Source organism: Phytohabitans flavus, from assembly GCF_011764545.1.
GTDB classification, from domain to species: domain Bacteria; phylum Actinomycetota; class Actinomycetes; order Mycobacteriales; family Micromonosporaceae; genus Phytohabitans; species Phytohabitans flavus.
In genome coordinates this window covers 6,450,671-6,464,785 of record NZ_AP022870.1, presented here as the reverse complement: position 1 = coordinate 6,464,785, position 14,115 = coordinate 6,450,671, and the positions used below count along the sequence as shown (strand labels likewise).

Below are 14,115 nucleotides of genomic sequence, written 5' to 3'. Positions count from 1 at the left end.
TGTTGCTTAACTCCGTTCCGTGGGCTCCCGCCTACCGCTCGATTACGGTCGTCCCTATGCGGAGAGGCAGTCACTATAGGGACGCCTCGCCCTCGTCCTGACCGGAAACCCCGGAGGCGAGGCACCAATAGCAGTAGGTGGGGAGCGAATGCGCGATCCGTGGCACCGCCACTTTCTGACTTACTGGAGTTGCGCGATGGCGGCACCCGTTCGGTTTTTTGTGCACCTGCTGCCGCCGTCCGCGGCCCCGAACTGGCTGGGGTGGCCGCTTGCCGCCCCTGTGCCGGCGTGGGCCACTTCGGTAGACGCAGCCGAGCCGCTGGCCGAGGCCGCGGCGGTGCCGAGACGTCGAGGCCGGCTCTCCGTGGGCGGTTGGTATTCGTGGCGGCTGATGACGGCGAACAATCGCGAGCTGGCGCGCAGCGTGTTCCGATACGCCTCCCCGGAGCTGTGCCGACACGCCGTGCGCGAGGTCCAGGCCGGCTCCGGCAGGCTCGTGCTCAGCACGTTCCCCGACCCGGTGACGGGCGACTTCAGCTGGCGCGGGGAGTTGGACGACACGCCGGTCGCCGCGGGCAAGCGCTACGAGCAGGAGCAGACCGCGCGCTACGCGGCGAAGCGCTTCGTCGACGCCGTGGCCGACGCCGAGGTCACCGACATGGTCCGCGCATTGCGTGACCGGCGCGGGCCGGCGCCCTCGCGGTACACGTCCGAGGGCCAGTCGTGACAAGTGCTGTAGCGACTCGCCCGGAAGATCAGGCGACGCAAAAGCCGCGGCGTCTGAAGACCAACCTCGGCTTTTCGGACCGGGTGTTCCGCGGCGTGGCCCGTAGCGGCGGCGCGCTCGTGTTGGTGATCATGGCGCTGGTCGGCGCGTTCCTCGCATACCGCGCACTTCTGGCGCTGCGCAAGGCCGGGCCCAGCTTCCTCACCACGCAGGAGTGGAACCCGGACAGTGGCGCGTTCGGCATCGCCGCGGTCATCGTCGGCACGATCCTGATCGCGCTCGTCGCGATCGTGGTGGCCACGGTGCTGGCGGTGGGCGTGGCTCTCTACATCTCCGAGTTCGCGCCACGTTGGCTGCGGGGCTTCCTGATCGCCTCGGTGGACTTGATGGCCGCCGTGCCAAGCGTGGTCTTCGGGCTGTGGGGAGCGTTCTTCCTCCAGTGGGAGGTGCTCGGCCTGTCCCGGTGGATCTCCGACTGGTTCGGCTGGATCCCGATCTTCAGGGTCCATGGCGCCACCCGGCACGATCCGCTGGCGACGGAGACCGTCTACACGTCGAGCACGTTCATCGCCGGCCTCGTGGTGGCTCTGATGGTGGCGCCGATCGCCTGTTCGGTGATGCGTGAGGCGTTCAGCCAGGCACCGCCCGGCGAGCGAGAGGGCGCCTACGCCCTCGGTGCCACGCGGTGGGGCATGATCGGCAGCGTCGTGCTGCCGTTCGGCAAGGGCGCGATCATCGGCGGTACCATGCTCGGCCTCGGCCGGGCGCTGGGCGAGACGATCGCGGTAGTCATGATCATTTCGCCGGTGTTCGTCATCCAGCCGCGCATCCTGGAAAACGGCACCTCCAGCGTCTCCAGCCTGATCGCCACTCACTATGGCGAGTCGAGCCCGTTCGCGCTGAGTGCGCTGTTCGCGGCCGGACTGGCGCTGTTCGTGATGACCCTGATCGTCAACTTCATCGCGGCGTCCATCGTGGCCCGCTCCCGGTCCGGCGCGGTGAGCGAGGTCTGAGGCGATGACACTGCTCGAGACCGAAACCGAGCGCGAAGCGCGCACGACGACGGTGACCCCGCCTCGCACCACGGTCCCCGACCGCCGCCGTCCGCACGCCCACCAGAGTCCTCGGCCGCTGGGCGGAGTCCGCAATACTGACGTATTCGCCCTCATCGGCGGTCTGGCGGCCTCGCTCGCCACGACGGGTCTACTGTGGATCCAGCTAGGCCCCTTCACCGGCGTGCTCGGCTACATCGTCGTGAGCTGGGTGCTGTTCGTCGTCACGTATGCGCTGCTGGTCTCCTTCGACGAAGACCGGCCGGCAATGGTGGACCGCGTCTCGACGGTGGTGGTGCATTCCATTGCCGTCGTGCTGCTCGGCACGTTGCTCTTCATCCTCCTCTACACCCTTTACCGCGGTTTCGGGGCGCTGACCCACCTCAACTTCTTCACCCAGGACATGCGCAACGCCGGCCCGCTCGACCCGCTCACCGTCGGCGGCATCAGGCACGCCATCATCGGGACCCTGATCGAGCTCGGCCTCGCGCTGGCCATCTCGGTGCCGCTGGGCCTGCTCGGCGGGGTGTTCCTGCACGAGATCCCGGGGCGGTTCTCCCGGTTCGTGCGCACCGTGGTCGAGGCGATGACCGCGCTGCCGGACCTGCTGGCCGGCCTGTTCATCTTCGCCACGGTGATCCTGATCTTCGGGCTCGACAAGTCCGGCCTCGCCGCGGCGCTGGCTCTTTCGGTCACCATGCTGCCGATCATCATCCGGGCGACCGACGTGGTGCTCCGTCTGGTACCGGGCAGCCTGACCGAAGCGTCGTACGCGTTGGGCTCTGGTCAGTGGCGCACGATCTGGCACGTGACGTTGCCGACCGCGCGGTCCGGGCTGGCGACGGCGGTGATCCTCGGCGCCGCCCGGGGAGTCGGCGAGACAAGCCCGGTGCTGATCACAGCCGGTGCGACCGCGCAGGTAAACACAGACCCCGTGCACGGGCCGATGATGAGCCTCCCGCTGCTGGCTTACACGCTGGTGCAAAACCCGATGCCAGACATGAAGGCTCGCGGGTTCGGCACCGCCCTCACGCTCATGGTGCTGGTCGTGCTGCTGTTCGCCATCACCCGCCTCATCGGTGGTCGCGCTCCGGGCGATCTCACCGCAGGCCAGCGCCGCCGCCGTGCCGCCGCGTCCCGCCGCGACCTCAAGCGGTTCGCCGGACGCTCCCGACTTACCGCCGGCGCCTACCCGGCTAGCCCGGCCTCCTTCCCGTCGAGCACATCGCATGGAGAAACCCAATGATCACCACGTCCCACCCCGGCCGCCTGCATCGCTGGCTCGCGGTGGCGTGCACGCTGCTGCTCGCCGCTGGTGTCGGCGTATTTGTGCGGCCACCAGCAGCGGCGGCCGCGTACGTGACGATCAACGGCGCCGGGTCGACCTGGTCGCAGAACGCGATCGACTCCTGGCGGCGCAACGTCAACCAGTTCGGCATGACCGTGAACTTCGCCGGCACCGGTTCATCCGACGGCCGCAACCAGTTCCGGGCCGGCACGGTCGACTGGGCCGCATCCGACATTCCATACGGGATCAAGGACGGCAACAACCTGGACGTGCCACCCACCCAGGCCCACCCGTTCGCCTACATGCCCGTCACCGCCGGCGGCACCACCTTCATGTACAACCTCAAGATCGGTAACCAGCGGGTCACCAACCTGCGGCTGTCCGGCACGAATATCGCCAAGATCTTCACCGGCGGCATCCGGATGTGGAACGACGCGGCGATCGCGGCAGACAACCCCGGGCTGCGACTGCCCGCGATCCGGATCGTCCCGGTGGTGCGGTCGGAGGGCTCCGGGTCCACCGCGCAGTTCACCCAGTGGATGTACGCCACGCAGCGCTCCTTGTGGAACTCGTACTGCGCCGCGGCGGGCCGCAACCCGTGCACCCAGACCTCGGTGTATCCCATCGTGCCCGGCCGGGGGATGGTGGCCCAGGCCGGTGACCTCGGCGTCTCCGGCTATGTGGCCCAGCCGCAGGCTTTGGGGGCCATCGGCTACGTGCAGTACTCGTACGCCATCCAGGCCAACTTCCCCGTGGCGAAGATGCTCAACAACGGCAACTACTACACCGAGCCGACCGCGGGTCACGTCGCCGTATCGCTGCTCAAAGCCAAGATCAATCTGAACAAGAACGACCCGAACGTATATCTGACGCAGGATCTGTCGGACGTCTACACGAACACAGATCCGCGCACCTACCCGCTGTCGGGCTACTCGTACATGATCCTGCCGGTCTCGCTCAACAATCCGATGACCACTGCCAAGGGCGAGACGATTGCCGACTTCGGCAAGTACGCGCTGTGTCAGGGGCAGACCCAGGTCAACTCCCTCGGCTACTCGGCGCTGCCGATCAACCTGGTCCAGGCCGGCTTCGACCAGCTCCGCAAGATCCCCGGGGCGAAGGTGGGAAACATCGCCATCCGGTCCTGTAACAACCCGACCTTCTCCACCGACGGCACCAACACGCTGGCGAGGACGGACCCGAGGCCACCGGACTGCGACAAGAAGGGTCCGTTGCAGTGCACGACCGGCACAGGCGGCGCTAAGAACCAGAACACCCCGAATAACAACAACAACGGGGCGGCGGTCCGGGCGGCGGTGGCCCAGGTGGCAACAACAGCACCGGCGGACCTAGTGCCGGCCCGAGCGGCTCGACGCCGAACCCGGGCAGCGGCCCCATCGCACAACAGGGCGCCTGTGACCCGGACACCCAGGACTGCGGCCAGGGTGGCGGCGCCAACACCGGCGACCTCAATGTGGTCGGCCAGCCGGTTCCCGCCGAGGCGGGCCTCGGCACCGGGTTCCGCGTCGCGCTCATGGTGCTGGCCGGTGCGCTGCTGCTCGCCCTCGCCTTGGGTCCGCCGCTGATCGCCCAGGCCGGCGCGCGGCGCCGGCAGCGCCGCTCCGACGACTTCACGATGCCCGGAGGGCCGGCATGACCAGCCGCAGAAGCATCCGTGGCAGGGTCGCCGCAGGCGTTGCCGCCCTGGTGGCGGCGACAGCGCTGGCGATCGTTGACCCGCTCGGCCCGACCCAGCCGGCCGAGGCCGCCATCGACCCGATCACCGGGTTCGGCACCACCGACTCGGCGGTCACCGTCAAGTGGGCCGACGGCGTCGTCCGGTCGGACAACAAGACCATCGCCGCACCGCGCGAGAAGAGCGGCGTCGACGCCTTCTACGAGGATGTGCAGGCCAAGTACAAGGATCTGGCGGTGACCGTCGGCCAGACGGAGGATCTTACGCACCAGAGCGTCCAGATCACCTGGACCGGCGGCCCCCAACGAACACCAGCCCAAGCAGCCTTATAGGTGACTACCTGCAGATCATGCAGTGCTGGGGTGACGCTCCCACCGGCCCGGATCCCGAGGCCTGCCAGTGGGGTGGCTTCGACGGAAAGAACCTGCCCACAGGCCCTAACACGGCGGCCTTTCAGGACGAGCGTTCGGGCAGCAAATGCCCATCAGGCGGGGTCCAGTGCGATCCGGCTGAGCCTTCCAAGCCGGACCGCCAGTCCGTCACCGATCCACTGGGGTACTACGTTCCGTTCACGCCGGTCGGCAATCCCGATCTGAAGATCTACCTCGACGATGTAGATCCGAATGATTTGGAAAAGGAGTCGCTGCGGACCTACTACCAGGCCCAGTCGACGAACGAGGTCCCGGTCGCGGCCACCTCCTCGGACGGCACTGGCCAGGTCTCTTTCGAAATGCAGACCGGGCGGCAGGCAAGCGGGCTGGGCTGCGGCGACCGGGACCCCGCGGCCGGCGGAGCTCCGCGGGGCTGCTGGCTGGTCATCGTGCCCCGCGGCGTGTTTGCGCCCGACGGCACCCCCCAAGCCGGCATCGGTGGAACCGGTCTGGGTGTTAAGGAGTCCGCGCTCAGCGCGAGCAACTGGGCGCAGCGTATGCAGGTCCACCTGAGCTTCCTGCCGACCAGCCTCATCTGTCCTCAGGGCACCGCCCAGCGGAAGACGGTGGGCACGGAGCTGGTCGGAGCGCTGATGACGTCATGGCAGCCGGCGCTGTGCCAGAACGGCGGCTCGGTCTACGACTTCACTGCTACCCCGGACGCCACCAACGTCGTCGAGCTTGCCAGCAACCTGCCCGGCGCGGCCGGGCTCGCCTTCACCACCCAACCCATCGTTTTCGCCGACCAGGGCCCGCCGCTGATCTACGCCCCGGTCGCGGTCACCAGCACCACCCTCGCCTTCCGGATGGACGTGAGGGCAGGCCCCGAGACCCACCAGATTCAGCGACTCGGCATCAGCCCGCAGCTACTGGCGAAGACGCTGACCCAGTCCTACAAGGGCGACTTGCCCGGCGGGATGACAAGCTCGTCAAAATTCGTCACGCCGTCATGGATGAAGCACATATACGGGCCCGGAAATGTCACCTTCGACCCGCAGTGGCTGCAGCTCAACCCCGACGTCGTTCGCTCAGTTAATTTCACGAATACGACGGCGCCGATGACCACCGCGGACCAGTCGAACGTCAACCGAGCGGTCTGGGCCTGGATCCAGTCCGATCCGGGCACCCGGGCCTGGCTGGGTGGGCAGCCCGACGAGGGCGGCATGGTGGTCAACCCCAACTACCAATCGCTCAAGCTCGGCGATCCACCGCCGGCCAGCGGCTATCTGCGCGCTGACCCGATGTGCACCCGCTTCAACGACACTCCGGCGGATAGGCCGGACCTGTGCGTCAACTCAGTCGAGTACATCCCGTACGCCCTCAACCTTGAAGATGCCGCGGTGAAGGTGCAGCGCGCCTACACCCACGGCGTCGGCAGTTGGAACACGACCACGCAGGCACCCGACGGGGCTCAAGGATGGTGGGACAAGCCAGGTCCATGGCCGTTGGGCGATCGTTTCGCCTGGGCGTTTACCTCCACATCGCTTAGCGCCCGCTATGGGCTGCAGACGGCGGCCTGTGCTCCCCCGAAGGCGATGACTGCGTCGCCCCATCGGCGGCCAGCATGACCGCCGCCGTGGCTGCGGCGAAAGCGGACAGCACCGGGCTGCTGCGCGTCGACCCCGCGGCCGCGGGGTCGGGCGGCTACCCGCTCACCCAGATCGTCTACGCCGCCGTACGCACCAACAGGGACCCGGCGACGCTGCGTGATGCCGCCGCGCTGCTGGACCACGCCGCTGGCGCCGGCCAGACCTCCGGTGTAGAAATCGGCCAGCTCCCGCCCGGCTATCTGCCACTCACCGAAAGCCTGAGGGCGAAGACACGGGCCGCGGCTCAGACGCTCCGCGATCTCGCCGCGGCCACGCCTAGCCCGACGCCGAGCCCGAGTCCGACTCCGAGTCCGACGGGCGGCGACGACGATTCGGATGATGGGGCCGGTGTGCCCAGCGCCGGGGCGTCACCGGCGACGGCCAGCCCGAGCGCGGTGCCGCCCGGTGGCACCGTGAGCCAGCCACCTCCTGCTCTTGCCGCCGGGTCGACCCCCAACGACGCCTTGGGCGCCATCCGCTGGGTATTGGTCGCCGCGCTGATCTCCGCTGCTGGCGTCAGCCTCGGCGGAATAGTGCTGCGACACCCTCCGACCTTCCTGGTCCGGCCGTTCCGCCGTACCCGGGTGTCCGGAGGAGGAGAGCCATGAGAACCATGCCGCTTACTGCCGCATGTGCATTTGACAGTAGTCAATGGTGACCCATCTCACCGCACCGATGCATCCATTCTCGTCCGGCGGGTCAGAGGGGAAGGGTGGCAAGCAAAGTGAAGCTAGTCATCAGCGCTACCGGCTACGAGTCGCCCACCCCCTGTTACTTCCTCTTAATATTGGCGTGTCCGTGGAATTGCCAACCCGACTCCAAAAACGGGTACTAGCCACCGTTGTCGATCGTAAGGATTGTCGTGGCTCGATCAAACAGATCGAGCAAGGTTCTTAGCCCTGAAAGGGGTGAACACATGAAGCTGAAGAGCTTCATCCGTGCCGTGGGCGTAAGCGCCCTGGCCGCCGGCATCATGGTCGGCATGGCCGGCCCGGCCGCCGCGGACCCGTCGGGTCCCACGTCGCCCATCAACATCGACGGCAGCGGCTCGGACACCACGCAGGACGTGACGAACGCGCTCGCGGGCGTGATCGGGTTCAGCTCGTGGAACGCGCTGCCGGTCCACAACACGATCACGGTCAAGAACGCGGTCGCTTCTCCGGCCACCGTGCTCTGCCCCCCCATCACCCGGCCGAACGGCTCCTCCGAGGGTGTGACGGCTCTGCGCCGGTCGCTGAGCGGTCTCCCTGGCTACCCGGCCAGCACGGCGGCTACCTACTTCGGCGGGGTCGGCAACCCCCCGTTCAACACGCGGTGCTTTGAGTACGCCCGTTCCTCCAGCCGGCCCTCCGCCACCACCCAGCAGAGCCCCACCGGTCTGCTGCAGTACGTCCCGTTCGGCCTGGACGCCGTTGGCTTCGCGCGGGGCCCGGCCTCGGTCGTCGGTGGCGTCTTCACGCTGGGGCAGCTGCAGACCATGTACAGCGCCGGCACGCCGGTGACCGCCACGAACGGCATCACCTACGACCCGGTTGACGTCGCCAACCCGGCTGACCTTCCGGCGCCCGGCGCCACGGCGGTCCACCTGCTGGTTCCGCAGTCCGGCTCCGGCACGCGTACCTTCTTCGCCGGTGCGATGGGCTTCAGCGCGACCGCCCTTCCCCCGCACGTGAAGGACACGTACGGCCCCGGCCTGTTGTCCGTCCAGGAGCACGACGGTTCGGCGGTCGCGGCGGACAACGCGGCGATCATGCCGTACTCCATCGCCCAGTTCCTCGCTCAGCAGGCCCGCGCGGGCACCCCGATCGACCGCCGCAACGGCGCCGTGCTGTTCGGCGTCGCTGCTACCCCGGCGCCCGGTCAGCCTGTTGGCCCGACCATCTCGCCGTTCACCCCCAACGGCCTCCAGCTCAACCCGAACTGGCACTCCATCCTTGTCCGCGAGGTCTTCCACGTGATCCCGTTCGCCGCCACCACCGCGGGTGCGGGCACCGGCTACCTGAACGACCTCTGGGAGATCTTCGTCGACACCAGCAACACCCCGTTCAGCCTGTGCCGCCGCACCAGCACGATCACCTCGTGGGGCTTCGGCCTGCTGCCGGCGGGTCGCTGCGGCAATGTGACCGACGTGACTCTCCGCGCGTTCAACACCACCCAGTGGTAATTCGCAACAAACGTCCGTAATTGACTCACCCCCGAGTGCCTGGCCAGCGATTCCCACGCTGGCCAGGCACTCTGGCGCGGATAGCCAAACATAGGCCTGCGTGGATGCACAGAGGGTGCATCCCGTTACGGAAAAGAAGGGTACCTTAATGAAGATTCGGAACATCCGCCGCAGCCTCGCGATCTTCGGTGTCGCCGTGGCGACGGCCGTGGCCGTAATCGCCGCCCCCACGGCGGCTCAGGCCCACGGCTCCAAGCACCGGGGTTTCGAGTTGCCGGGCCTGCTCACTCTTTCGCCCAAGAGTGGTGCGCTCACCACCGCCCCGGTGGCCACCTTCTCCACGACGAAGGCGTGCCCGTCTAACTACCGTGCCTCGGGAGTCGTCGCGCTACAGCAGGATGGCGAGCCGAAGTTCCTGAGTGGCAACTTCGTCCCGACCACGGCCAAGCCGAGCGGCACCCTGGATGACGCCCTCATCTTCACCGTCCTCACCAACGACATCACCACTGGTTGGTACGAGATCGACGTTCTTTGCTACAACGATGCCTTTGAGTGGGTCCGGGGCAACGTGAACGCGATCAAGATCGACGTCGAGGCCGGCACCTGGCGCGTCCTCGTCTGATTGGCGTCGGCATAACGGTGGTGCCGGGTGCATCCGGCACCACCCATGACCGGCTTCAAAACCAAGCATCCCATGCACAAGGCGTGGGCCGCGAGATAGGAAGTGGGGAACTATCGTCAATGAACACTACAGCTCCGAGGCGTCGCGAAAGCGCGGCAACGCCTGACGGGGGCACTACGACTGACCGGGGCCGGCGCAGACGCCGCGCTTCGGCGCTTGTCGGTGCCTGCGCAGTCGTGGCCGGCGCGGTGCTGCTCGGGCCGACCGGCGCGCAGGCTGACGTCGGCGACGGCCCGGGTGGCCTGATCATCAATCCGACGAGCGGGTCGACCACCGCCCCGTCGATGGGCGGGTACACGATCGAGCACCCCTGTCCTGCCGACTTCCGGTTGGCAGCAAACATTCAGGTCGCGCTTGAGGAGGAACCTCCCGTCCCGACCGGTGCTCAGCTGTCCGCGAACCTCTTCGGCCTGACGGACGACCCACCGCCGCCCGGGCAGTTGGACGCCTTCGGCATCGGGGGTCTCGCACAACTCTTCCGGGACACCGGATTGACGTCCGGCGATCACATGGTTGCCCTGCTCTGCTACAACGACGAGTTCGTACCCTTCGCGGCAGCGACCACCTGGATCCACGTCGACCTTCAGGGCGGCACCTGGAATGTGATCGAGGGCGGCGGCGAGGACCCCGAGCCGGTCACGACCACGACCTCCCTGGAGGCCCAGCCGAGCACCGCGCAGGCCGGGCAGCCGGTCACCCTCACCGCGACGGTGACCGGAACCGGTGCTGCTGGCAGCGTGGAGTTCCTCAACGGTACGGCGTCGTTGGGCACCGACGACGTCGCCAGCGGGAAGGCCACGCTGACGGTAGCCAGCTTGCCGGTGGGTGCGCACTCGCTAACCGCGAAGTTCACGCCTGCCGACCCCGAGGACTTCACCCCGTCCACCTCGAGCGAGGTGACCGTCACGATCACCGAGAGCAACGGTGGCGGGTCGGGCAACCAGCAGCTCAACGTCACCGTCCCTCCGAGCGAGGGCGACGGAGAGCTCACCCTGGAGGTCGGCGGCGCTCCGGTGGACCTGGAGCCCGTGTCCGGCCAGGAGCTGGCGTTCGAGGGCCAACTGAGCGAGATCACGGTGAACGACGACCGTGACCAGCTCGCCGGCTGGGACCTGACCGGCTTCACCACTGACTTCAGCGGTGACGACGGCTCCTTCGGCGGCGAAAACCTGGGCTGGGAGCCGGCGGTGATCGAGCCCAACGCGGCCAACGACGTGGAGCTGGGTGACCCGGTCGCGGCGGGCAACCCCGGCATCAAGGAGACGGCCACGCTCGCCACGGCGGACGCCGGCAAGGGCGCCGGATCCTGCACCCTTGGTGGGACCCTGAACCTCCAGGTTCCCGCGGAAACGCCGGCGGGTGACTACTCAGCCACCTTGACCGTCACTTTGTTGAGCAAGTAGCGACCGGGGGAAGGGGCAGGTCGTCACACTGCCTGCCTCTTCCACTCCGCCGCCCTTGCAGGCGCGAACCCGATCCGGCCACTTCGCTGGCCGGCATCGGCATATGAGGGGAACCTTCGATGATCAATCGTCGGCGGGCATACCGCGGCTGGTACCTGCTACCGGTCGTCGCGGTGTTTCTGGCCAGCACGGCATCGGCAGCGGCCGCCGCGCCGGTGGCCCGGCCACCCGTGCCGGTCGCTGCGCCGGCACCGAGCCCGTCGCCGCCGGCCGGCCAGGGTCCACAGTCGACACCCCCGTCCGGTGAAGCGGTGACGCGGTGGGCCGTGTCGCCGGCCAACGCCAAGGGCCCGGATGGGCGCACCCGCTTCTCGTACGAGGGCCTACAGCCGGGCGCGGTGGTGAGCGACTTCGTCAGCATCACCAACCTCAGCACCGTGCCGGTCACATTCCGGGTATATGCCGCGGACGGGATCACCACCCCGGAAGGGGCGATCGGGGTGGCCACGGCCGACGTGAAGGCGACCGACGTCGGCGCCTGGACCCGCCTTCCCCACGCCAGCCTGCGGGTGCCGCCGCGGACCCGGGTGGTCGAGCCGTTCACCATCACGGTCCCGAGAAACGCCACGCCCGGCGACCACGTGGGCGGAGTGATCGCCTCGATCACCCAGAGGGTGCCGGGCACCCAGGTCGGCCGGGAGAGCCGCATCGCGGTCGCCGCCTACCTGCGCGTCGCTGGGCCATTGACCGCGGCGCTCGGCGTGGAGGCGGTGTCCACCACCTACGACGGGACCGCCAATCCGTTCGGCGGTGGTGGCGCGACCATCGCGTACACGGTGCGTAACACCGGCAACGTACGCCTGTCCGGCGCGCAGGCGGTGTCCGTCACGAGCCCATTCGGCACCGAGGCCGAGACGACGCCGGCCACCCTTGAGGAGCTGCTGCCCGGGGACGCCGTACGGGTCACCGCCCGCATGACCGGCGTGCTGCCCGCTGGGCCGCTGAAGGCCCACGTGAAGGTCACACCGGTGCAATTGCCCGACGCGCCCGCCGTGCCCACTCCACTCCAGCCGGTCGAGCAAACGGTTGGGCTGTGGGCGACACCGTGGCCGCAGGTCGTGTTGTTGCTGATCCTCGTCGCGCTCGTCGTAGGCCTGTGGTGGTGGCTGGGCTGGAGCCGCCGCCGTTTCAACGCGAAGCTCGCCGCGGCGGAGGCACGGGGCCGCCGTGCGGCCGCCGGTGACGCGCCGGCTGAGAAGGGCGCTCTCGATGCTCTCTTCGAGCCGCCGGGCGATGAGGCCCCCGCCGAGCTCGCTCCCGTCGCGGCCAGCAACGGCAGCCGCCCAGCTGGCAATGGCAAGACAGACGCCGACCGTGCCGGCGAGGCCGCTCCGCCCGCCGCAACCAACCCGGATTGAGGAGCCCGACCATGCCGAACCGACACGCGAACCGCTTCGGCCGCAGGCCTGCCAAGGGAACCCTGTTGGCCGCGGTAGCCGTCCTGACCGTTGGCCTGGGCGCGCTTGGCGCGGCGCCGAGCGCCAGAGCCGAGGACGGCGACGGGCAGTCGGTCAGGGTCACCGTCCCGGAGCACACCATGCCACCGGGGCAGGCCAGCCTCGCGTGCACCGGCGCCGGCGGCGCCGCGCTGGGGCAGAACCCGACGCTGCACCCGGGTGATCAGCTCTCCTGCACCGGCACCGGGTTCGCCGGTGGCGAGCGGGTCGCGATGTCCCTCGGACCGTCGCGTGACCTCGGCACTGTCACCGCCGGCCAGGACGGTACCGCTCGGCGAGACCTCTCGCTCCCGGCCGATCTCGGCGCGGGCCGCAAGACGCTCACGTTCAAGGGACAGACGTCGAAACGTAGCGCGAGCTTCGCCTTCACGGTGACCATCGTCGCCACCTTGCCGGTGGGCGGTGGCGACGGATCCGACGGTGGCGGAGGTGGCTCGCTGCCGCGGACCGGCGCCAACCTGATCGGGTTCGTCGGTGCCGGTGTGGGGCTGATCGTCGTCGGTGTCCTGTTGACGGTGATGGGTCGACGCCGCGCCCGGCTGCGCGCGCTGGGTGTACTCAGTACCGCATCCGGTGAGGCACGCGGATGACCGCCACGATCGAAGACGGCCGGCCGGCGGCGCACCCGTCCAGCGACGCCGCGATGACCGAGCCGCCGTACGACCCTCCAGCGCGCCGCCCGGCGAACGACGAGCCGCCGCCGTCGGCCCGGCGCATGGTGGCGAACATGCTGATCCTGCTCTCGGTCGTGGTGATGTTCTTCGCCTTGTACATCGGGGTGTTCTCCTCCCTGCACCACGCCCGGGCGCAGTACACCGAGTACGCGAACTTCCGCAAGGAGCTGGCGCTCGGTACGGCGCCGGTCGCGGCCACCCGGCCGGATGACGCGGAGAAGCTGCTCACGCCGGGCACCCCGGTGGCGGTGCTCTCGATCCCGCAGATCAACCTCCGGGAGGTGGTCTTCGAGGGCACGACCGGGGCGGTCCTGCAGAAGGGGCCGGGTCACCTGCGGAACACGCCGATGCCGGGGCAGTCTGGGGTTTCGGTGATCATGGGCCGGGCCACCGCGTACGGCGGTCCGTTCCGCGGACTGTCCAGGTTGAACCCGGGTGACACGTTCACCGTCACCACCGGCCAGGGTGTGTCGACCTTCCGGGTGCTGGGCGTGCGCCGCGGCGGCGACCCGTTCCCACCGGCTCTCGCCGCTGGTGGCGGCCGCCTGACTCTGACCACCGCCGACGGCTCACCGCTGCTGCCCTCCGGCGTGCTCCGCGTCGACGCCGACCTCACCTCTTCGGCGCTACCCACGCCGCCGATGCCGCTGACGAGGCGTGACCTCTCGACGGCGGAGTTGGCGCTGGGTATCGACCAGTTCGCCTGGATGCAGCTCGTCCTGTGGGGCCAGGCGCTGGTGGCCGCGTCCGTGCTACTGACCTGGATCCGGCTGCACTGGGGCCGCTGGCAGGTGTGGACCATCTCCGTTCCGGTGCTGGTTTTCTTCAGCGTCGCCACCGCCGATCAGATCGCCCGGCTGCTGCCCAACCTCATGTAAGGCACGTAAGAGAA

The 14,115-nt window shown here is 68.7% G+C and carries 13 protein-coding genes; all 13 read left to right on the top strand.

Annotation, left to right across the window (positions count from 1 at the left end):
* The first annotated feature begins 196 nt into the window (after positions 1-196).
* Positions 197-727, top strand: coding sequence for a hypothetical protein (locus tag Pflav_RS28220; RefSeq protein ID WP_173039536.1), 531 nt, complete (start codon positions 197-199; stop codon positions 725-727).
* Positions 724-1,740, top strand: a complete 1,017-nt coding sequence (gene pstC / locus Pflav_RS28215; protein WP_269474549.1) for a phosphate ABC transporter permease subunit PstC — start codon at positions 724-726, stop codon at positions 1,738-1,740. Before Pflav_RS28220 ends, pstC begins: the two co-directional genes overlap by 4 nt.
* 4 nt (positions 1,741-1,744) lie before the next feature.
* Positions 1,745-3,025, top strand: a complete 1,281-nt coding sequence (pstA, locus tag Pflav_RS28210) for a phosphate ABC transporter permease PstA (RefSeq protein WP_173039534.1) — start codon at positions 1,745-1,747, stop codon at positions 3,023-3,025.
* Positions 3,022-4,653, top strand: coding sequence for a phosphate ABC transporter substrate-binding protein PstS (locus tag Pflav_RS28205; RefSeq protein ID WP_197938773.1), 1,632 nt, complete (start codon positions 3,022-3,024; stop codon positions 4,651-4,653). The genes pstA and Pflav_RS28205 overlap by 4 nt, the downstream gene beginning before the upstream one ends.
* 67 nt (positions 4,654-4,720) lie before the next feature.
* A complete protein-coding gene (locus Pflav_RS28200; RefSeq protein ID WP_173039532.1) occupies positions 4,721-5,095 on the top strand; it encodes a hypothetical protein in 375 nt (124 codons plus the stop codon).
* A 17-nt stretch (positions 5,096-5,112) separates the two neighbouring features.
* Positions 5,113-6,762: a hypothetical protein gene (locus tag Pflav_RS28195; protein WP_173039530.1), complete on the top strand. Its 1,650-nt coding sequence runs from the start codon at positions 5,113-5,115 to the stop codon at positions 6,760-6,762.
* Positions 6,759-7,391, top strand: coding sequence for a hypothetical protein (locus tag Pflav_RS28190; RefSeq protein ID WP_232071999.1), 633 nt, complete (start codon positions 6,759-6,761; stop codon positions 7,389-7,391). The genes Pflav_RS28195 and Pflav_RS28190 overlap by 4 nt, the downstream gene beginning before the upstream one ends.
* A gap of 308 nt (positions 7,392-7,699) precedes the next feature.
* Positions 7,700-8,947: a hypothetical protein gene (locus tag Pflav_RS28185; RefSeq protein WP_173039526.1), complete on the top strand. Its 1,248-nt coding sequence runs from the start codon at positions 7,700-7,702 to the stop codon at positions 8,945-8,947.
* Positions 8,948-9,047: 100 nt separating this feature from the next.
* A complete protein-coding gene (locus tag Pflav_RS28180) occupies positions 9,048-9,569 on the top strand; it encodes a hypothetical protein (RefSeq protein WP_173039524.1) in 522 nt (173 codons plus the stop codon).
* A gap of 236 nt (positions 9,570-9,805) precedes the next feature.
* On the top strand, positions 9,806-11,032 hold the full coding sequence (locus Pflav_RS28175; RefSeq protein ID WP_173039522.1) for an Ig-like domain-containing protein: 1,227 nt from the start codon (positions 9,806-9,808) through the stop codon (positions 11,030-11,032).
* Positions 11,033-11,151: 119 nt separating this feature from the next.
* Positions 11,152-12,450: a COG1470 family protein gene (locus tag Pflav_RS28170; RefSeq protein ID WP_173039520.1), complete on the top strand. Its 1,299-nt coding sequence runs from the start codon at positions 11,152-11,154 to the stop codon at positions 12,448-12,450.
* An 11-nt stretch (positions 12,451-12,461) separates the two neighbouring features.
* Positions 12,462-13,139 (top strand): hypothetical protein, encoded by a 678-nt coding sequence (locus tag Pflav_RS28165; protein ID WP_173039518.1) that lies wholly within the window; start codon positions 12,462-12,464, stop codon positions 13,137-13,139.
* Positions 13,136-14,101, top strand: a complete 966-nt coding sequence (locus Pflav_RS28160) for a sortase (protein ID WP_173039516.1) — start codon at positions 13,136-13,138, stop codon at positions 14,099-14,101. Before Pflav_RS28165 ends, Pflav_RS28160 begins: the two co-directional genes overlap by 4 nt.
* Positions 14,102-14,115: the final 14 nt, after the last annotated feature.

What these genes read in the sequence shown, in the direction of transcription:
- Pflav_RS28220 (WP_173039536.1), top strand. Translation starts at nt 197, where the DNA reads ATGGCGGCACCCGTTCGGTTTTTTGTGCACCTGCTGCCGCCGTCCGCG.
- pstA (WP_173039534.1), top strand. Translation starts at nt 1,745, where the DNA reads ATGACACTGCTCGAGACCGAAACCGAGCGCGAAGCGCGCACGACGACG.
- Pflav_RS28205 (WP_197938773.1), top strand. Translation starts at nt 3,022, where the DNA reads ATGATCACCACGTCCCACCCCGGCCGCCTGCATCGCTGGCTCGCGGTG.
- Pflav_RS28200 (WP_173039532.1), top strand. Translation starts at nt 4,721, where the DNA reads ATGACCAGCCGCAGAAGCATCCGTGGCAGGGTCGCCGCAGGCGTTGCC.
- Pflav_RS28195 (WP_173039530.1), top strand. Translation starts at nt 5,113, where the DNA reads ATGCAGTGCTGGGGTGACGCTCCCACCGGCCCGGATCCCGAGGCCTGC.
- Pflav_RS28190 (WP_232071999.1), top strand. Translation starts at nt 6,759, where the DNA reads ATGACCGCCGCCGTGGCTGCGGCGAAAGCGGACAGCACCGGGCTGCTG.
- Pflav_RS28185 (WP_173039526.1), top strand. Translation starts at nt 7,700, where the DNA reads ATGAAGCTGAAGAGCTTCATCCGTGCCGTGGGCGTAAGCGCCCTGGCC.
- Pflav_RS28170 (WP_173039520.1), top strand. Translation starts at nt 11,152, where the DNA reads ATGATCAATCGTCGGCGGGCATACCGCGGCTGGTACCTGCTACCGGTC.
- Pflav_RS28165 (WP_173039518.1), top strand. Translation starts at nt 12,462, where the DNA reads ATGCCGAACCGACACGCGAACCGCTTCGGCCGCAGGCCTGCCAAGGGA.
- Pflav_RS28160 (WP_173039516.1), top strand. Translation starts at nt 13,136, where the DNA reads ATGACCGCCACGATCGAAGACGGCCGGCCGGCGGCGCACCCGTCCAGC.